This is a genomic window from Pseudoxanthomonas sp., from assembly GCF_027498035.1.
Classification (GTDB): Bacteria; Pseudomonadota; Gammaproteobacteria; order Xanthomonadales; family Xanthomonadaceae; genus Pseudoxanthomonas_A.
Map to the genome: position 1 here is coordinate 449,785 of NZ_CP114978.1, position 18,928 is coordinate 468,712.

At 66.6% G+C, this 18,928-nt stretch carries 12 protein-coding genes and 1 pseudogene; 4 read left to right on the forward strand and 9 right to left on the reverse strand.

The window, feature by feature from the left end:
* Together O8I58_RS02135 and O8I58_RS02140 are read right to left on the reverse strand one after the other, a co-directional pair.
* On the reverse strand, positions 1–1,269 hold the full coding sequence (locus O8I58_RS02135; protein ID WP_298320276.1) for an efflux RND transporter periplasmic adaptor subunit: 1,269 nt from the start codon (positions 1,267–1,269) through the stop codon (positions 1–3).
* An 81-nt stretch (positions 1,270–1,350) separates the two neighbouring features.
* Complete coding sequence (locus O8I58_RS02140) at positions 1,351–1,971, reverse strand: TetR/AcrR family transcriptional regulator (protein ID WP_298320277.1); 621 nt, start codon at positions 1,969–1,971, stop codon at positions 1,351–1,353.
* Positions 1,972–2,267: 296 nt separating this feature from the next.
* Here O8I58_RS02140 and O8I58_RS02145 point away from each other — a divergent pair, with 296 nt between their 5' ends.
* From O8I58_RS02145 to O8I58_RS02160, 4 genes are all read left to right on the forward strand, one after another.
* Positions 2,268–7,337, forward strand: a complete 5,070-nt coding sequence (locus O8I58_RS02145) for an NAD-glutamate dehydrogenase (RefSeq protein ID WP_298320279.1) — start codon at positions 2,268–2,270, stop codon at positions 7,335–7,337.
* A 114-nt stretch (positions 7,338–7,451) separates the two neighbouring features.
* Positions 7,452–8,219, forward strand: coding sequence for an NAD kinase (locus tag O8I58_RS02150; protein WP_298320281.1), 768 nt, complete (start codon positions 7,452–7,454; stop codon positions 8,217–8,219).
* 2 nt (positions 8,220–8,221) lie between these two features.
* Positions 8,222–9,172, forward strand: coding sequence for a 5'-nucleotidase (locus O8I58_RS02155; protein WP_298320282.1), 951 nt, complete (start codon positions 8,222–8,224; stop codon positions 9,170–9,172).
* 6 nt (positions 9,173–9,178) lie between these two features.
* A complete protein-coding gene (locus O8I58_RS02160) occupies positions 9,179–9,550 on the forward strand; it encodes a hypothetical protein (protein ID WP_298320284.1) in 372 nt (123 codons plus the stop codon).
* 211 nt (positions 9,551–9,761) lie between these two features.
* Here O8I58_RS02160 and O8I58_RS02165 read toward each other — a convergent pair whose 3' ends face one another.
* The 7 genes and pseudogenes from O8I58_RS02165 to O8I58_RS02195 form a co-directional block, all read right to left on the reverse strand.
* Positions 9,762–10,298, reverse strand: a complete 537-nt coding sequence (locus O8I58_RS02165) for a DUF2939 domain-containing protein (RefSeq protein WP_298320286.1) — start codon at positions 10,296–10,298, stop codon at positions 9,762–9,764.
* A 92-nt stretch (positions 10,299–10,390) separates the two neighbouring features.
* On the reverse strand, positions 10,391–10,993 hold the full coding sequence (locus O8I58_RS02170; RefSeq protein ID WP_298320289.1) for a biliverdin-producing heme oxygenase: 603 nt from the start codon (positions 10,991–10,993) through the stop codon (positions 10,391–10,393).
* A 61-nt stretch (positions 10,994–11,054) separates the two neighbouring features.
* The gene (locus O8I58_RS02175; RefSeq protein WP_298320291.1) at positions 11,055–13,346 is read right to left on the reverse strand and encodes a TonB-dependent hemoglobin/transferrin/lactoferrin family receptor; all 2,292 of its coding nucleotides are present in this window, start codon (positions 13,344–13,346) and stop codon (positions 11,055–11,057) included.
* Between the two features lie 244 nt (positions 13,347–13,590).
* The gene (locus O8I58_RS02180; protein ID WP_298320292.1) at positions 13,591–14,277 is read right to left on the reverse strand and encodes a DUF2461 domain-containing protein; all 687 of its coding nucleotides are present in this window, start codon (positions 14,275–14,277) and stop codon (positions 13,591–13,593) included.
* A 69-nt stretch (positions 14,278–14,346) separates the two neighbouring features.
* Positions 14,347–15,789, reverse strand: coding sequence for an exodeoxyribonuclease I (sbcB, locus tag O8I58_RS02185; protein ID WP_298320293.1), 1,443 nt, complete (start codon positions 15,787–15,789; stop codon positions 14,347–14,349).
* A gap of 49 nt (positions 15,790–15,838) precedes the next feature.
* Positions 15,839–17,089, reverse strand: a complete 1,251-nt coding sequence (locus O8I58_RS02190) for a carbohydrate porin (RefSeq protein ID WP_298320294.1) — start codon at positions 17,087–17,089, stop codon at positions 15,839–15,841.
* 90 nt (positions 17,090–17,179) lie between these two features.
* A pseudogene (locus tag O8I58_RS02195) lies at positions 17,180–18,878 on the reverse strand (fructose-specific PTS transporter subunit EIIC).
* Positions 18,879–18,928: the final 50 nt, after the last annotated feature.

The following is an 18,928-nucleotide window of genomic DNA, read 5'->3' on the forward strand; positions in this document are numbered from 1 at the left end:
TTACTTGGCCTGGCCTTCGGCCGGCTGGGCGTCATCGCCCTTCGCTTCGGGGGCTGCGGCATCGGCCTTGGGCTGGCCGGCCTGCGGCGCGGCAGCCGCCTGCGCGGGGCCGCCTGCCTGCTGCTTGGCCTGGGCCAGTGCCTGCTCGTACGGGATCGCCTTGACCTGGCCACCGTCCCTGGCCTTCTGGAGGCCCAGGGCGATCACCTGGTCGCCGGTGTTCAGGCCGCTGGTGATGATCCAGTCGCCGCCCTGTGCGCGGCTTTCCATCTGCACGTCCTTGCGCGAGACCTTGCCGTCCAGGCCCACCACCATGGCGTAGGCGCCGTTGGTATCGCGCTGGATGGCGGCCTGCGGCACCAGGAAGATGTTGCTGCGCTGGCCCAGGTCGGCCTGCACGGTGACGAAGCTGCCCGGCAGCAGCGCCTTCTGCGGATTGGGCAGGGTGGCGCGCAGCGAGACCGCGCCAGTGGCCTGGTCCACGACCACGTCGGAGAAGTCCAGGGTGCCGGTCTGGTCGTAGGCCTGGCCGTTGTTCATCAGCACCTTGACGCTGGTGTTGGCGGTGTCGTTGAGGCTGACATCGCCCTGGCCCTGTGCCTGGCGCAGCGCCGACAGTTCCGAGGAGCTCATCGAGAAGTTGATGTACAGCGGATCGATCTGGTCGACCGTGGTCAGCAGGGTGACGTCGCTGGAACCGACCAGCGCACCTTCAGTGACCTGCTGCTTGCCGGCGCGGCCGGAGATCGGTGCGGTGACGCTGGCATAGCCCAGGCTGATCTGGGCATTGGTCACGGCGGCCTTGGCCTGCTGCAACGAGGCCTGCGCGCTGCGCTCGGTGGCCTGGGCATCGTCCAGGTCCGACTGCGACACGTACTTCTGCGGCGCCAGCTGGCGCGCGCGTTCGGCGGCGACGTGGGCGTTGGTGTAGGTGGCCTGGGCCGAGGCAAGCTGGCCCTGGGCCGAGCTCAAGTCGGCCTGCAGCGGCGCCGGGTCGATCTTGAACAGCACCTGGCCTTCCTTCACGTCGGTGCCTTCGTCGTAGGTGCGCTTGAGCAGCACGCCGGCCACGCGGGCACGCACGTCGGCGCTGCGCACCGGTGCCAGGCGGCCGCTGAAGTCACGCACCAGCGGCACGGTCTGCGGCTGGACCTTGACCACGCCGACTTCCGGCGGCGGTGGCGCCTGCTGTTCTTCTTTCTTGCTGCAGGCGGCCAGTGCCAGCACGATGGCGGAGCTGAGCAGGAGCGAGCGGGTTGAGGCGGTCATGAGGAGGGAGCTCCGAGAAAACGTGGGTGGTGAAAGGAAAGATCGGACAAGGGAAGGAACGGACACTTGTGAAGGAGGGCTTCAGCAGTGAGCTGCGCGGGGAGGCGGTGCATACGCGCGGAGAAACGTGTCAACGGCCAGTTCGGCCCAGGTGTGCTGTGCTTCCGGCGTGCGTTGCGGGACGGAGAAGCGCTGTCGTTCCAGATCCATGCCCAGCATCATGCTCAACAATATTTCCGCTGCCACGTGCGGTTGGTCACGCCTGAGGCATCCGGCATCCATGGCCAGCGACAACCATGCGGCCAGGCGGGCCAGCAGGCTTTCGCCGCCATCGCGCCAGATCGAGCGCGCCTCTTCCGGGAACTGCGGTGATTCGGCACTGAAAAGCCTGATGCTGGCGACTACGTCCGGCGCGGAAATGCGCTCGAGGTGTTCGATGGCAAACGCCAGCAGCGGTTCGCGGACCTGACCATCGAAAGCCTCAAGCCGCGAGGTGGTGATGTCCAGGTGTTCCTGCATCAGGTCCTGCAGCAGCGCATTCTTGCTGCCGAACTGGGCGTACAGCGTTTGCTTGGAGCATCCGGCACGTTGCGCGACCGCGTCCATGCTCACGCGAAAGCCCTGTTCGGCCATCAACGCACGCACCGCGGCGAGAACCCGCTGGCGACGACCGGCGGTGGTGGTTGGATCGGGATAGCCCATGGGGGCTGGACTATACCGTCCAGTTTAGAATTTGAACACCCCGGAAATGCCTTGTGCACAAGCCTTTCGTGGATGTGTAAAGCCCGGGTGACGAATGGGTGACGGGTTGGACAGCCCTCGCGGATGTTCGTGTGGCTTTCACCGCGGGGACGAAGGTCCGGGGTTGCCGGGGTGCCAGCGCTGCCACGACCGGGTTGCACATGAAACGCACCCGAATCGTGATGCTGCGCAGCACGGCCGTCATCGGGCGCAGGCATACAATTGGCAATTACCTTCAACCGTGTGACTGCGACTGTATGAGTACCACTGGCAACAGCAGGCTTCGCGATAAATCCGCTTCCAAACCCAAGGCCAAGACGGCCGCCGCGACAGGTAAGAACAACAAGACCAGCAAGGGCTCCAAGCCCGCCGCCAGCCCACGTGTGAAACAGGCCATCGCCAAGGCCTCGCCAAAGGCGGGGGCCGCGCTGGTGGCGTTCTCGCTACAGCCTATCCATGACGCGCTCAAGGCGCGGCTTCCCGCCGCCAAGCGCGAGCAGGCGCGGATCTTCGCCGAAGCCTTCTACCGCCGCATGGAGCAGGACGAATACCCGCACCACAGCGCCGAAGGCTGGGCCGCGATGGCCATCGACATGCTGGAGTTCGCTCGCATCCGCAAGCCGGGCAAGGCCAATGTGCGCGTGTTCAACGCCACGTTGAAGGCCAATGGCTGGGAATCGCCGCATTCGGTGCTGCAGATCGTCAATGACGACATGCCGTTCCTGGTCGACTCGGTGAGCATGGCGCTGGCCGCGATGGGCGTGGGCGTGCATGTGCTGGGCCATCCCGTGGTGCGTTTCGAGCGTGACAAGAGCGGCAAGGCCACCAGCGTCGGTGAAGGCAAGGCCGAATCGTTGATGATGCTGGAGATCGACCGCCAGCCCGCCGATGTGATGCCGCGTATCGCCAAGGCGGTCGAGCGGGTGCTGGACGAAGTGCGCCAGATCGTGCGCGACTGGGGCACGATGCGCGAGAAGATGCTCGCCGTCTCCGAAGACCTGGCCACGCGCCGCATGCCGGTCAGCGATGCTTCGCGCAGCGAGACCCAGGAATTCCTGCGCTGGGCCGCGGCCGACCATTTCACCTTCTTCGGCTACCGCGAATACCGCGTGCAGAAGCAGGGGGGCGAAGACGTGCTGGTGCCGCTGGAAGACACCAGCCTGGGCATGTTGCGTGGCCATGCCTCCGGCAAGCCGCGCCTGACCCGCCTGCTGGCGGCCAACCTGCTCAATGAGGCAGGTGAAGCCGAGGCTATGATCCTGACCAAGACCAATGCGCGTGCCACCGTGCACCGCAAGGGCTACATGGATTACATCGGCGTGCTGTCGTTCGACGCCAACGGCCGGATCACCGGCGAGCAGCGCTTCCTGGGCCTGTTCACCTCCAGCGCCTACAACCGCCGTCCGTGGGAAATCCCGCTGGTGCGCGAGCGCCACGAACACGTGATGCGTCAGTCCGGCCTGTCGCCGAACAGCCATAGCGGCAAGGCGCTGCGCCACATTCTGGAAACCCTGCCGCGCGAGGAACTGTTCCAGTCCAGCCAGGACGAACTGGCCCGCACCGCGATGGGCATCCTGGGCCTGCAGGAGCGCGTGCGCAGCAAGCTGTTCCTGCGCCGCGACCGCTACGGCCGCTTCTGGTCGGCGCTGGTCTATATCCCGCGCGACCGCTTCAACACCGAACTGCGCCTGCGCATCGAGGCGTTGATGAAGGAAGCCCTGCATGGCGAAGCGGTGGACACCACCGTGCAGCTGGGCGAATCGCCGCTGGCGCAGCTGCACATGACCGTGCGTCCACGCCAGGGCGAAGACATCAGCGTCGATGCGGTCGAACTGGAAGTGCGCCTGACCCACCTGCTGCGCAACTGGCAGGACGACCTGCGCGAAGTGCTCATCCAACGCCATGGCGAAGCCCGTGGCCTGGGCCTGGCGGCCAGCTATGGCCGCGCCTTGCCGCAGAACTACATCGAGAACGTCTCGGTGCAGCTGGCGGCCGATGACGTTGATCGCCTGGCTGCGCTGGATGGTCCGTCCGACCTGCGCCTGAGCCTGTACCGTTCCAGCCTGCAGCGTGCCGGCGAGGGCGCGCTGCGCCTGAACCTGTATCGCCAGGGCCAGGACATCCCGCTGTCCGACGCGCTGCCGCTGATGGAGAACATGGGCCTGCGCGTGATCTCCGAACATCCGTTCCGACTGGATGTGGACGGCACGGTGTCCTACATCCAGGAATTCGAGGTCGAACCGGCGATTGGCGCGATCGATGTCGCCGCACGTGCCGGGGATTTCGACGAGGCCTTCGCCCAGGTGTGGCGTGGCGATGCCGAGAACGACCGCTTCAACCGGCTGGTCCTGCGTGCCGGCCTGAACTGGCGCCAGGTGGCGGTGCTGCGCGGTTACACCAAATACCTGCTGCAGACCGGCGTGCCATTCTCGCAGGGCTCGGTGGAAGACACGCTGGCCCGCTATCCACTGCTGGCCGCGCTGCTGGTGCAGATGTTCGAAGCACGCTTCGATCCATCGCTGGACCTGCCGGCCAAGGCGCGTAACGCCAAGCGTGCCGAGGCGCTGGTCGCCCAGTTGCAGGCCCTGGCTGGCGATGCCGATCAGGACACCATCAAAACCCTGCAGCGACTGATCGATGCCGCATCGCAGCCGCGCCAGGCCTGGTGCGATGCAGTGCATGCCGCGCTGGTCAAACTGCTGGATGGCGTTTCCAGCCTGGACGACGACCGCATCCTGCGCAGCCTGATGGGCTGCATCGAAGCCACGCTGCGGACCAGTTATTACCAGCTGGGTGAAGCCGGCAAGCCGGCGCATACGATCAGCTTCAAGTTCGATTCGTCCAAGGTGCCGGAGTTGCCCAAGCCGCGTCCGTACCGCGAGATCTTCGTGTGCGGCCCGCGCGTGGAAGGCGTGCACCTACGCTTCGGCGCGGTGGCCCGTGGTGGCCTGCGCTGGTCGGATCGCCGCGAGGATTTCCGTACCGAGGTGCTGGGCCTGGTCAAGGCGCAGATGGTCAAGAACACGGTGATCGTGCCGGTCGGCGCCAAGGGCGGTTTCTTCGTCAAGCAGCCACCGGTCAGTGGCGAGCGTGACGCGGTCCTGGCCGAGGGCATCGCCTGCTACAAGATGTTCATCCAGGGCCTGCTGGATATCACCGACAACATCGTCGGCGGCAAGATCATTCCGCCGACCGATGTGGTGCGCCATGACGTCGACGACCCGTACCTGGTCGTGGCCGCGGACAAGGGCACGGCGACGTTCTCCGATATCGCCAATGGCCTGGCCATCGATCATGGCTTCTGGCTGGGCGATGCGTTCGCCTCGGGTGGCTCGGTCGGTTACGACCACAAGGGCATGGGCATCACCGCCAAGGGCGCGTGGGAGTCGGTCAAGCGCCACTTCCGTGCGCTGGGCCGTGACAGCCAAGCCGAGGATTTCACCGTGGTCGGCGTGGGCGACATGTCCGGCGATGTGTTCGGCAACGGCATGCTGCTGTCCGAGCACATCCAGCTGGTGGCTGCGTTCGACCACCGCCACATCTTCCTGGACCCGACCCCGGATGCGGCGCGTTCGTTCGTCGAGCGCGCGCGCATGTTCCAGGTGCCGCGTTCCAGCTGGGCCGATTACGACGCCAAGCTGATCTCGGCCGGCGGCGGCATCTATCCGCGCACGCTCAAGACCATCGCCATCACCCCGCAAGTGCGTGCTGTGCTGGGACTGGACGAGAAGGTCACCACGCTCTCGCCGACCGAGCTGCTCAGCGCCATCCTCAAGGCGCCGGTGGACCTGCTGTGGAATGGCGGCATCGGCACCTACGTGAAGTCCTCTGCCGAGACCCACGCCGATGTCGGCGATCGTGCCAACAACGCATTGCGCGTCAACGGCCGCGACCTGCGCTGCAAGGTGGTGGGCGAGGGCGGCAACCTGGGCCTGACCCAGCTGGGCCGCATCGAGGCAGCCCTGGGTGGCGTGCTGCTCAATACCGACTTCATCGACAACTCTGCCGGCGTGGACACCTCCGATCACGAGGTCAACATCAAGATCCTGCTCGACGGCGTGGTCCAGCAGAAGAAGCTGACCGAGAAGGCCCGCAACACCTTGCTGGCCAGCATGACCGACGAAGTCGGCCAGCTGGTGCTCAACGACAACTACCGCCAGAACCAGGCGCTGAGCCTGATGGAACGCATGAGCGTGCCGCGCCTGGGGTCCAAGCAGCACTTCGTGCAGGTGCTGGAATCGCGCGGCCTGCTGGACCGTCAGATCGAATACCTGCCGTCCGATGCCGAGTTCGCCGAACGCAAGGCGCGCGGCCTCGGGCTGACCCGGCCGGAGCTGTCGGTGCTGCTGTCGTACGCCAAGCTGATCACGTTCGCCGAGCTGCTGGAAACCGACATCCCCGAAGATCCGTACCTGTCCAAGGAGTTGCAGCGCTACTTCCCGCAGCCGCTGCAGGCCAAGTACGCCGCGCAGATGGAGAAGCTGCGCCTGAAGCGCGAGATCATCGCCACGGCGGTGACCAACTCCACGATCAACCGCATGGGCGCCACCTTCCTGATGCGCATGCAGGAAGACACCGGGCGCGGCATCGGCGAGGTCGCCAAGGCCTACACCATCACCCGCGAAACGCTGGACGCGCGGGCGTTGTGGGCGCAGATCGATGCATTGGACGGCAAGGTCGCCGAGTCGGTGCAGATCGATGCCCTGCAGGTGATCTGGAACCTGCAGCGCGGCTTCACCCGCTGGCTGCTGACCCGTCCGGGTGCGATTCCGGCCATCGCCACCGCAGTGGAGCGTTACCACGACGGCTTCAACGACATCCGTGCCGCAGACGGCGTGCTGCCCGATTCGCTGCGTCCGGCCTACGAGGCCAAGCTGGCCGACTGGCTGGCCAAGGGCGTGCCCGATGCATTGGCTGGCCAACTGGCGGCGCTGCCGTACCTGGAGCCGTCGGCCGACATCATCGAGCTGGCCCGCGAACGCAAGCTCTCGCCGGTGGCGGTGTCCAAGGTCTATTACCGACTGGGTGACGCGCTGCACCTGCCGTGGCTGTTGACCCAGATCGACGCGCTGCAGGTCGATGGGCGTTGGCATGCGGTGGCCCGCGGCGTGCTGCGTGACGAGTTGCAGTCACACCTGCGGGCGCTGACCCTGCAGGCGTTGGCCCTGCCGGGTGACACCGCCGAAGCCAAGGTCGCCCGCTGGCTGCAGCGTGACGACGCGGCGCTGCGCTTCACCCTGTCGATGCTCGACGAGGTGGCTGCGCAGAAGTCGCTGGACTATCCGACCGCATCGGTCGCGGTACAGCGCCTGTCGCAACTGACGTAAGCACGTCAGTTCGCGGCGTTGCCGGATGACCGACGGGGCAGGGCGCCAGCGCCTTGCCCCGTTTCTCGTTGGCGGCGCCGCGCTTGCGCCGCATGCCGCGTTATCCTGCGTCGCATGACGTCCCCACGACTTTGCTTCCTGGCCAGCTCCGCCGAACCGGCGCAGCAGGCGCTTGCCGAACTCTCCGCCCGCTACGGCCAGTGCGCGCCCGACCAGGCCGACATCCTGGTTGCGTTGGGCGGTGACGGCTTCATGCTGCAGACCCTTCACCGCCACGGCCAGCTGGGTAAACCGGTGTTCGGCATGAAGCTGGGCACGGTCGGCTTCCTGATGAACCACCATCGCGACGCTGACCTGCTGGACAGGATCGCGGCGGCCGAACCAGCCAAGCTGCGGCCGCTGGAAATGACGGCCCAGACCGAGTCGGGGATCGAAGTGCATTCGCTGGCCTACAACGAGGTCTCGCTGCTGCGCCAGACGCGCCAGGCCGCGCAGCTGCAGATCGAGCTCAACGGCCAGACCCGGGTGGAGGAGATGATTGGCGATGGCGTGCTGGTGGCGACGCCGGCAGGCAGCACGGCCTACAACTTCTCCGCGCATGGGCCGATCCTGCCGCTGGACAGCAAGACGATTGCCCTCACGCCGATCGCGCCGTACCGGCCGCGCCGCTGGCGCGGGGCGATCCTCAAGGCCAGTACCGAAGTGCGTTTCCGCGTGCTGGACCCTTACAAGCGCCCGGTCAGCGTGACGGCCGATTCGCACGAATTCCGCGATGTCACCGAAGTCACCATCCGCGAGTCGCGCGACCGCACCGTGACGTTGCTGTTCGACCCGGAGCACAACCTGGAAGAACGCATCTTCAGCGAACAGTTCGTGATCTGACCATGGCCGACAACACGCCCCGTTTGCTTACCGTCGCGGTCACCTCGCGCGCTCTGTTCGACCTGGAGGAAAGCCACGCGCTGTGGCAGTCCGAAGGGCTGGATGTCTATGCGGCCTACCAGCGCGAACACGAGGATGACGTGCTCGCCCCCGGCGTGGCGTTCACCGTCGTGCGCAAGCTACTGGCTTTGAACAAAGGCGCGCCGGATGACCAGCCGCGCGTGGAGGTGATCCTGCTGTCGCGCAATTCGGCCGACACCGGCCTGCGCATCTTCAATTCCATCCAGCACTACGGGCTGGACATCGTGCGGGCCACCTTCACTGCCGGCGAACCGACCTGGCCGTACGTCAAGCCATTCGGCACCGACCTGTTCCTGTCGGCCAATCCGGATTCGGTGCGCAGCGCGCTGGGGCATGGCATCGCCGCGGCCACGATCCTGCCCAAGACGCCGGGCGAGCGCGCAGAAGAGGCCGCCGCGGCCGCGGGTGAACTACCGGCGGGGCGTCTGTCGACCCAGCTGCGCATTGCCTTCGACGGCGACGCGGTGATCTTCGGCGACGAGAGTGAGCGCATCTCGCGCGAGCAGGGCGTGGAAGCCTTCGGCGCGCACGAGCGCGAGAAGGCGCGCGAGCTGTTGTCAGGCGGTCCGTTCCGCAACTTCCTGTCCGCCCTGCATCAGCTGCAGGCGGTGTTTCCACCGGGTGAGAACGCGCCGATCCGCACCGCGCTGGTGACCGCACGTTCTGCGCCGGCGCACGAGCGTGTGATCCGCACGCTGCGCGAGTGGGGCGTGCGCCTGGACGAGGCGCTGTTCCTGGGTGGTCGCCACAAGGGGCCGTTCCTGGCCGCGTTCGGTGCCGATATTTTCTTCGACGATTCCCAGCACAACATCGACAGCGCCCGCACGCACACCGCCGCCGGGCATGTGCCGCATGGTGTGGCGAATGAGTAGGCGCGCATGAATGCGAAGCGCGTTGCCCTGTTGCTGTTCGCCTTGGCATCGCTTGCCAGTGGTGTCTTGAGTCAGTGCCCCATTCCGGCACCGGTGCAGGAGCCACTTGGGATTGCCTTGCTGATTCTTTCGGCTGCCGCCATTTTCATTTGGTTCCGCGCCGACGCGAAGAAGCGTGCGTATCGTGCTTCGCCCTTCCTCAACGTTGCGGTCTTTGGTCTCGCGGCGTTTGCGCTTCCTTACTATTTCTTTCGCTCGCGCGGCTGGAAGCGAGGGCCGCTTTCCGGCCTGGGCGCTGTAGGCAGCTTCATCGCCAGCTGTTTGCTGACGATGCTCGGTGCACTGCTGACTGCCTGGATGCGTGGAACCCTGCAGTAGATCGCTCAACGTCAGACCTCTGGTCGGTCGCGATGTGAGCTGGAAGAACGGCCTGTTCCCCGACGATTGAATACAGGTGAACCTGTTTCAAGGGAATGCACGATCTACATTTCCGTCGTCCCCGCGAAAGCGGAGATCCAGTGTCTTGGCTTGCGGAAGCTTGAAGTCGCTGGATGCCCGCGTTCGCGGGGACGACGATTGTTCGCAAACCTCAACGTGGCAACTGGATATCCACCAGCTTCCACACAATGCCCTGGCGCTCGAACACGAAGGTCATCGGTGCGTCGCCGTCGGTTTGCGTGGTCGCGGTAAAGCGCGACAGCGAGTTGTAGTGGCCTGACACTTGCTTGAGTGGTTCGGCCGGGCGCGGCGGGCCGTAGGTGTCGCCGTTGGCGGTGTCGCCCGTCGCGCGTTTCCACACCGAATGGCCCTGCAGGATTGCGGCGATGCCGGTGGGTGTGACCATTGCATCGACGCCGATCCCGGCGGCACCGCCGGCCAGTGACAGGGCGATGGAACCCAGGAAGCTCGACTGCGTTTCGATGCCGGCCGCACGCACGATGCGGTCCTGCAGCTGCGCGCGCAGGTTGATGCGCAGGGTGGGGAAGTCGACGTAACGCTCCAGCTTGCCGGTGTCCTGTTCGGCCAGCGCGTTGCGGATGCCGTGGATGGCGATGTACGGCCCGGCGGCGACGAAGCCGCCGCAGGCCAGCAGCAACACGACGACCAGCGCGATCCATGGCTTCATAGCGATGTTGAGCGGCAACGGGACACGGCTTCATCGTGGCCCATGCACGCCCGCCGCGGCAATCACGACGGGGTTCATGCAATGGGCAAAGTTCAGGCGGGAACCGGTGCGGGTTGGGCGTAGGACTGCAGCAGCTGGCCGAAGCGCCGGAAGGCTGCGCGTGCGCCTTCGATGATGGCGTCGTGCTGGCTGGAAGGTACGACCTCGTCATCGAGCGCGGCTACGAAGCGCCGCCAGGCATTCGCGCGCCCGCCGTCGTACGCCGACAGGTTGCGGGCGCCGAAGGTGGACGACAGGCCAAGCCTGGCCTGGGCTTCCTTCAGCAGGAAAGCCGCGCCCAGGGTCGAGCCTTCGGACACGTACAGCCAGCCCAGCGCTTCGGGCATCGCGACCTCGCAGGTGGCCAGCGATTCGTGCGGGACTGGCATGTCGAGGTCCTGCAGGTCGCGCAGGGCATCGTGTTCGCGTCCGCGCAGGGCAGCATCGTGGATCACCTGCTGGATGCCGGGGCGGTCGAGCAGATGTTCGATATCGCGCTGGAACAGGTACTGCACCGCCAGGAAACCGGCGTAATGCATGCGGCTGGAAAACGGTCTGGCCTGCTCCATCAGGTCGTGCATCTGCAGGTGCAGGGCTTCGGTTTCGTGCTTGAGGCGCTGCGACAACAACGGCGCGTGTGCGGGGGAAGCTGACATGGGGGTTCTCCGGAACGGATAAGAAACCGGCCCGGGCGCGAACCCGGGCCGGTGCGCAGCTTTAGAAGCTGTAGCGCAGCGAGGCGCTGATGCTGCGGCCGGGCATGGTGTACAGGTCCACGGCGCTGCTGCTGGACACCGCGTCGTTGAGGCCGTTGCCGCTGATCAGGTTGCCCAGGCGGCCGCCCTGCAGGTTGCCCCAGTCCCAGTACTTGCGGTCGGTGAGGTTGTTCAGGCCGACGTTGAGTTCCAGCGCATCGGTGGGGCGGTAATGGGCGAACAGGTCCACCTTGCCGTAGCCCGGCGGCCGGAAGTACGTGGTTTCGCTGAGCTGGCTGTGGCGACGCACGCCGGTGCCGACCAGCTCCGCGCCCCAACGCTCGCCGCTGTAGCCCACGCCCAGCACGGCCTTGGCCGGGTCGACCGTGTTGAGCGGGGTGTAGCCGGTGTTGCCAGGTTCGATCAGGCGACCGTTGGCGAGCGAGGCGCTGGCGTTGATCGACCAGCCGGCCAGCGCGGGATTGAAGTAATCCAGCTGCAGCTGGCCGCTGGCTTCGATGCCCTTGACGATGGCGTGCTTGGCGTTGACCGCCTGGAAGGCTTGGGTGACGAAGGCGTTGGGCGCCAGTGCGATGACCCAGGCCGGGATGTCGGCCGTGGCCAGCTGGTAGCCATTCCAGATGAAGTTGTCGTAGTAGGTGTAGTAGCCGCTGATGTTGAACCAGCCCGCCGCGCCGTTGCCGCGCAGGCCGATTTCGCCGCCCTTGCTGGTTTCTTCCTTCAGGTCGGGATTGGGCACGTAGGCGATGTTGTAGGCGGCGGCGCGCTCTGCCCAGGCGCCGTCCAGCTCGTTGTAGAGCGGGGCACGGAAGCCTTGGGTGTAGTTGAAGTACGCGCCCAGATTTTCGTTGAACTTCCACTGCACGCCGAGCTTGGGCGAGGCATGGGTGGTCGAATAGGACGATGCCGTCGAACCGGTCTGGCTGTAGTACAGCGCGTCGCTGCCGGGTTTGTATTCGTAGTGGTCAACGCGCACGCCGGGGGTCACGGTCAGGCGGCCGTCGAGCAGGTCGATCTTGTCCTGCGCAAAAACAGCGATGCGATCGGTGTCGCTGTTCGGGAACAGGTGCAGCGGATAGCTGCCGGGCACGTAGGGCGAGGTGCTGCCGGTAACGCCGGTGGTCTTGTTGACGCCGTAGCCGCCCACATACGATTTCGGCGTGGTGCGCGACAGCTCCAGGCCATAGCTGAGGGTCTGTGCGACGCTGCTGTCCTGGCCGAGCGACTTGGTCGCCACCAGCCTGCCGCCGTAGACGGTTTCCTGCGTGGGCAGGCTGCTGTAGTAGCGGCGCACGGTCGCGGTTTCGGTCTGGGTGTTGGTGCGGGTGCTGGTCTTCTGCCAGTACGCGGTCCAGTCCAGGGTGTCGGCCAGCAGGCTGTCCAGCGCGTTGTAGCTCTGGCCGAAGTTCAGCTTGAAGCGGCGGTTGCTGTCCTGCGACAAGTAGTAGGTGGCCGCGGTGGTCAGGCTGGCCAGGCTGTTGGAGTCGGTATCGGTGCGCGCGCTTTCCACGCTGACGAAGTCGCGGCGGCCGCTGTCGGCGTTGTGCACGTACTTGGCCAGGAAACCGCTCTGCGTGTATTCCAGCGGTTCGGCGCGGGTGCGCGTGCTGCCGCTGCCGCCGACGGTGCCTTTGTTGTCGGTCTCGTGGCCTTGGCGATAGTTGGCCTGCAGCAGCAGGCTGTCCGCGGCGTCGCCGAAGGCCAGGGTGGCGGTGGTGCCGCGGCTGTTGTCGCTGCTGTCGTAGGACTCCTTGACCACGCCGCCGAAGGATTTGCCCGGTTGCAGGTAATCGGTGGGGTCCTTGGTTTTCAGGCTGACCATGCCGCCGAGCGCATCGGACGGATACAGCGCCGAGGCCGGGCCGCGCACGATCTCGGCTTCCTTGATGTTGTCCATGTCGATCTGGTTGCGGCCCGCGCGGAAGCTGCTGCCGGCGACGCTGGCGCCGAACGATGCAGGCAGTGACGCACCATCGATTTCGATCCGGGTGCGGTTGCCCGACAGGCCGCGGATATTGAAGCTGTCCAGGCCGAAGCGGCCTGCCGTGCCGACCACCGAGACGCCAGGTTCATAACGGACCAGGTCGCGGATGTTCTGCACCAGGTAGCGGTCGATCTGCTCGCGGGTGATGACCGAGACGGTGCCGGGCGTGTTCAGCTTGATCGGCGCACTGATGCCGGTGACCTGCAGGGTGGGCAGGTCGGTGGCCTGCGGCTGCACATCGGCAGGGGTGTCTGGCGTATCGGCGGCATAGCTGGGCGAAGCCAGCGCGGCCAGGACGACAACACTCAACGGGGACAATTTCAACGCGTAACGCATGGCTTCCACTCTTGAGAAGGAGAAGGCGCGCGTGCGAGGAGAAGACTCCGTGGCTGGCCAGCCGGGGATAGGGGTGCCGGGTGCCCGATCGGTCGGGCGTGTCAGCGGGAAATGCTGATCGGCTTCGGAAAGTTTAACGCGGGATGGGCTTCAGGTTGGTGGCGGCCTGTGACACCGACCGTTCCATCGCGTTTGCGCGTGGACGGGATGGCCCGCCCTAGAACTCAAGGTCCAACGCTGCGCACATGTAGTCGACGAACGGCGCCAGTGCAGCCAGGTCGGCGGCGATGGTCTGGCGCAGCCTGGGACTGGTCATGGTGGCATCGTCCAGTGAACGCCAGAACACGAAGTTCTTGTGCTTGAGGTCGTCGATGAATTCGAAATCCGCGGGGAATCCGCGCGGTGGGCGGCTCAGGACCTCGGCTTCCTCGAAATCGAATTTCCTGCGGAACGCAGGCGCGTGTGCGGCGGCTTTCCAGGTCATTGGATTGTCGAAGATGAACTGTCGCACCTTGCGCAGCGTGTCCGCTTCCGGGTGCCACAGGCCCGCGCCGACGAAGCTCTCGCCTGGCTGCAGGTGCAGGTAGAACGACGGCGCCGGCACCTGCTTGCGTCGCTCGTGGTACAGGCGCGCGCCCTGCCAGGACTTGTACGGCGACTTGTCGTTGGAAAAGCGCGCATCGCGATAGATGCGGAACAGCGAGCCGCCCACGGTCTTGGGATCGGAGCGGAACTTGTCGCTGACCGCGGCCAGGTCCGGTTGCAGGTCGGTGAGCAGCCGCAGGAACGGCTGGCGTACGTGGTCTTCGTACTTGGCCTTGTTGGCAGCGAACCAGGTCTTGTCGTTGTGGCGCGCCAGGGCCTTGAGGAACTTGAAACTGGCGTCGGAAAAATAAGTGGCCATGCGGCGTTCGGTGTCGTGCGATGTGGTGGTCAGGATGCCCGTGCGCCGGCTAAACCGGCGTGGACGCGTTCAGAGTCCGGCTTGCAGGGTGCGGCCATAGGCTTCCAGCTGGTCCAGCAGGACTTGTTTGGCGCCGTCATCGGCATGGCTGGCGCGCAGCGCGACCAGCTCCTCGAAGAAGCTGTCGAACCCATATTCGGAGACCTGCGTCGCTGGTGCCAGTCGCTGGCGGCGATAGTCGTCCCAACGCGCCTGGTCGGTGGCGTCCAGGGTCTGCGGCCAGTTGCGCGCGCGATAGCGGAACAGCAGCTCGTCCAGGCGCGGGTCCTTGAAGCCGAACGGCCGCGTGCCCAGTTGCGCTGGCGGCGTGGTGCGCACGTCGGTGAGTTTGCGCTTGTCGCCTTCGGCCAGGAAACCATCGTAGATCGACGCATCCGGATCGGACGGTGCATGCGCGCGCTCGCTGCCGAACACCTTGCGCACCTTCTCGGCCACCAGCGGCGCCTGCGCGCGCAGCAGCTCGGCTTGCGCTTGCACCGCGGCCGGGTCGATGCCCAGGCGTTCGAAGTCGGCCTCGCGCAGGTAATTCCATGGCACCAGCGCCGGGCAGCGGTTGAGGTGGACCTCTTTGAGCGGCACCCGGCGCACGTCCTCGGGCAGGTCGGCGCGCGGCGTGTACAGGCGGTCGGCGATGTCCTGCGGGTCCAGATCGAGCAGGGCCTGGCCGGCGTCGCCTTCCAGGTCCAGCACGATGATCCGGCTATCGATGCGCGGATGGCGCGCGACCGGCAGCACCGGCGCGGCGCACAGGCGGCTGGCCGGGTAGCGCATCGACACGTGCAGCACCGGCGTCATCGTCGTGGTGTCGAGCAGGCTGGCCGCGAAGCGCTTGTTGCGCAGTTGCAGCGCGTAGTCCCACAGCCGCGGCTGCGCGTTGCGCATGGCGCGCGCGATGCCGACGGTGGCGCGCACGTCGGACATTGCTTCGTGCGCATCGCCGGTGCGCACGTCGTTGGCCAGCGCCAGATGCTCCAGCTTGAAACTGGTCGCGCCGTCTTCGCGCTTGGGCCAGTGCACGCCTTCCGGGCGCAGTGCATGGAACAGCCGCGCCACGTCCAGCAGGTCCCAGCGACTGTTGCCGCCGCGCCATTCGCGCTCGTAGGGATCGAAGAAATTGCGGAACAGGCCGTGACGCACGAACTCATCGTCGAAGCGCAGCGTGTTCCAGCCCAGCGTGCAGGTTTCCGGGCGCGCCATCTCCTCGAAGATGCGGGCGATGGCATCGCATTCGGGCACGCCTTCGCTGAGTGCATGTTGCGGGGTGATGCCGGTGATCAGCGTGGCGACCGGCGAGGGCAGCAGGTCGTCGGCGGGTTTGACGTAGAAGGTGACCGGGTCTTCGACCGGATTCAGCGCTGCATCGGTGCGCTGGGCGGCGAACTGCGCGATGCGCGTGCGGCGCGGATCCTGGCCGAAGGTTTCCAGGTCGTAGAAGAGAAAGCTGTCGGGCATCGTGGGGAGCCGGATGGAGGCGCCCCTAGTATGACTGCCGCGCCTGCGCTTACAGGCTCCAGTCTAGGCGCAGGCCGGCGACCAGCGCGTTGGGCAGGTCGTGCAGGCGGGTCGGTTCGTTGAACTGGTCCGGGTGCACGATGTAATGCAGGTTTGGCGCGATCCGCAGCTTGGGCGTGATCGCGATGCCGTAGCTCAGTTCCATCATCACCTGGCTGGCGTGCGGGGTGCCGGTGCCGCCAGCGGCGGCGCGGGCCAGGCGCAGGTTCTCTAGCGCGATGTCGCTGTAGGTCTGCTGGGTCACCACGAAGGCGATGTCGTCCTGCGGGCGGCTGGCGAACGTGCCGCGCTGGACCAGCCCGGCCATCAGGAAGCGGTCTTCGATCAGCTGGCCCGAGGTGCCCTTGAGGGCCGCGCCGAACACGGTCAGGCCGCCGTCCTGGTCCCCGCTGAGCTGTTGTTCGAACCGTGCGTAGAGGCCGGAACGGCCGTGGCTGCTGGCGTAATCCAGCCCGCTGAGCAGGGCTGGATTGCCGTTGGCGTCGCGCAGCGGATCGCTGTAGCTGGAGTTGTCCTGCCAGCCGCCGAGTTCGTAGCTGGCCTTGCGCCCGGTCGAGGCGGTGCGCTGGTAACCGACCGCATACGGCACGACCCAGCCGGTGGCCTGGTGCGTGCTCCACTTCAGGCCGTGTTCGCCGTCGTCGGCCTGGCTTGGATCGACCTGGTAGGCGCCGACGTGGACGTAGACGTTGGGGGTGACCCAGGCCTTGGCATCGGCCATCCAGCTCGAGACCGGCCACCAGGTGAAGTTGCTGGTGCGGAACACGTAGGTCGGATTGCCACAGGCCGAGTTGCCCTGGAAGTACTGGCACAGGTCCGAGCCCAGGAAGTGGATGTTGGCGACGCTGCGGCCGGCTTCCAGCACCAGCCGGCCATCCAGCAACTGCTGCTCCAGGGTCAGGTTGGCCAGGCGCGTGCCCTGGCCGCCGTAGATTTCCTGCACCGAGGTGCTGTTGCCGGTGCTGCTGTTGGCCAGGTTGGTGCCGTGGCGATTGGTGCCATAGGCCTTGAGGGTGGCGCCGTGCCAGCCCAGTGCCTTGTCCAGGTCGACATCAACGCCAAACATCAGCTGGCCGGCATAGGCGGTGCCACTTTGCTTGCCGCCATCCAGGGTGGCGGCCGCCTCACCGGTGTAGGCGAGCTTGGGCGTGAACGCGCTAGCCGTGTCTTCTTCGGCATGGGCCAGCGGGGAAAACGCCAGCACGATGGCGGCGGGCAGCAGGCGGGAGGAAAAGGACATGGCGGCCTCGTGGAATGGAAGGGCGGGACGTGCAGCGCCTGGCCCGGCACCGATCGGGCCAGCCAGGCGTTGCGACACGCAGGAACGGGGTCAGGCGGCGACGGGTTTCTTCAGCAGGCGCAGGGCGATGGCCGTCACCGCCACGCCGGCCACGAGTGCGACCAGGTAGATGCCAAGGTGGGTGACCGCATTCGGAATCGGCAGGACGAACACGCCGCCGTGCGGCACCTTCAGTTCGACCCCGGCCATCATCGAGATGGCCCCGGCGACGGCCGAGCCCAGGATCAGGGCCGGGATAGTGCGCAGCGGGTCGCGCGCGGCGTAGGGGATCGCGCCCTCGGTGACGAATGCCAGGCCGAGCACGCCGGCGGCACCGGCAGTGCCGCGTTCCTCGGCGGTGAAGCGGTCGCGGAACACCCAGCAGGCCAGGGCGATGGCCAGCGGCGGGGTCATGCCGCCGATCATCGTCGCCGCCATCGGCGTGTAGACCTGGCTGGAAATCAGCGCGGTGGAAAACGCATACGAGGCCTTGTTCACCGGGCCACCCATGTCCACGGCCATCATGCCGCCGAGCAGTGCGCCGAGCAGGATCGCGCTGCCGCCCTGCATGCCGCGCAGCCATTCGGTCAGGACGGTCAGCACGTGCGCCACCGGGGTGCCGATCACGAACATCAGCAGCAGGCCGACCAGCAAGGTGCCCAGCACCGGCAGGATCAGCACCGGTTTGAGGCCTTCCAGGCTGCGCGGCAGGCGCAGCAGGCGGTTGAGCCAATACACGCCGTAACCGGCGATGAAACCGGCCAGGATGCCGCCGATGAAGCCGGCGCCCATGTTCGCGGCGACCACTCCGCCGATCATGCCCGGCGCGATGCCGGGCCGGTCGGCGATGGAATAGGCGATGTATCCGCCCAGGGCCGGCACCATCAACAGGAAGCCGGCCTTGGCACCGATCTGGAACAGGCTCCAGGCCAGCGTGCCCTGGTGGGCGTCATCACCGGCGTAGATCCCGCCCAGCGCGAACGCCAGCGCGATCAGCAGGCCACCGGCGGTGACGAAGGGCAGCATGAACGACACGCCGGTCATCAGGTGCTTGTACGGACCGCTGCCCTTGGCCTGCTGCGGGCTTGCGCCACCCTGCTGGCCGGCGGCGTGCACCTGGGCTTCGGCCAGGGCCTTGCGGATCAGGTTCTGGCCATCGTTGATCGCTGGCTTGGTGCCGCCCTTGTACAGCCGCTTGCCGGCGAAGCGCGACAGCTCCACCTCGCGGTCGGCGGCGATCAGCACCAGGTCGGCATCGCGGATCTCCTCGGCGGTCAGTGCATCCTGGGCACCGACCGAGCCTTGGGTCTCCACGCGGATCAGGTGGCCCAGCGCCTTGCCGGCCTGCTGCAGGCCTTCGGCCGCCATGAAGGTGTGGGCAATGCCGGTCGGGCAGGAGGTGACCGCGACGATGCGCTTGGCATCGCCAGCCGACGGCTTCGGCGCCACGGCAAGCGGGAGCGCCGCCAATGCGGTTTCTGGATCGTCCAGGGCCGCGCCCAGGCTGGTCGTGGTGATCGTTGCGTTGCCGAAGCGTGCGGTCAGCGCATCGCCCGCGCCCACCACCAGGACGTGGCTGGCCTCGCGGGCCTGGTGTTCGTCCAGGGCACCGGTTGACGCCCTGGTCGGTGCGGGTTTCGATGTCCAGCGCCAGGCCGCGCTGGCGGGCGGCACGCCGCAGCGCTTCGGCAGCGAGGACGGCCTCGATGCTGCGTTCGCCGGCGGCGATGACCACGATGGAAGCTTGCATGGGGTACTCCTGGTCCAAGGTCGTTTCCGCAGCGGGCGACAACCCGGTGC

Coding starts and splice junctions, on each gene's coding strand:
- sbcB (WP_298320293.1), bottom strand. CDS start 15,789: ATGCCCGACAGCTTTCTCTTCTACGACCTGGAAACCTTCGGCCAGGAT.
- O8I58_RS02170 (WP_298320289.1), bottom strand. CDS start 10,993: ATGTCAGCTTCCCCCGCACACGCGCCGTTGTTGTCGCAGCGCCTCAAG.
- O8I58_RS02140 (WP_298320277.1), bottom strand. CDS start 1,971: ATGGGCTATCCCGATCCAACCACCACCGCCGGTCGTCGCCAGCGGGTT.
- O8I58_RS02155 (WP_298320282.1), top strand. CDS start 8,222: ATGGCCGACAACACGCCCCGTTTGCTTACCGTCGCGGTCACCTCGCGC.
- O8I58_RS02145 (WP_298320279.1), top strand. CDS start 2,268: ATGAGTACCACTGGCAACAGCAGGCTTCGCGATAAATCCGCTTCCAAA.
- O8I58_RS02180 (WP_298320292.1), bottom strand. CDS start 14,277: ATGGCCACTTATTTTTCCGACGCCAGTTTCAAGTTCCTCAAGGCCCTG.
- O8I58_RS02190 (WP_298320294.1), bottom strand. CDS start 17,089: ATGTCCTTTTCCTCCCGCCTGCTGCCCGCCGCCATCGTGCTGGCGTTT.
- O8I58_RS02150 (WP_298320281.1), top strand. CDS start 7,452: ATGACGTCCCCACGACTTTGCTTCCTGGCCAGCTCCGCCGAACCGGCG.
- O8I58_RS02165 (WP_298320286.1), bottom strand. CDS start 10,298: ATGAAGCCATGGATCGCGCTGGTCGTCGTGTTGCTGCTGGCCTGCGGC.
- O8I58_RS02160 (WP_298320284.1), top strand. CDS start 9,179: ATGAATGCGAAGCGCGTTGCCCTGTTGCTGTTCGCCTTGGCATCGCTT.
- O8I58_RS02135 (WP_298320276.1), bottom strand. CDS start 1,269: ATGACCGCCTCAACCCGCTCGCTCCTGCTCAGCTCCGCCATCGTGCTG.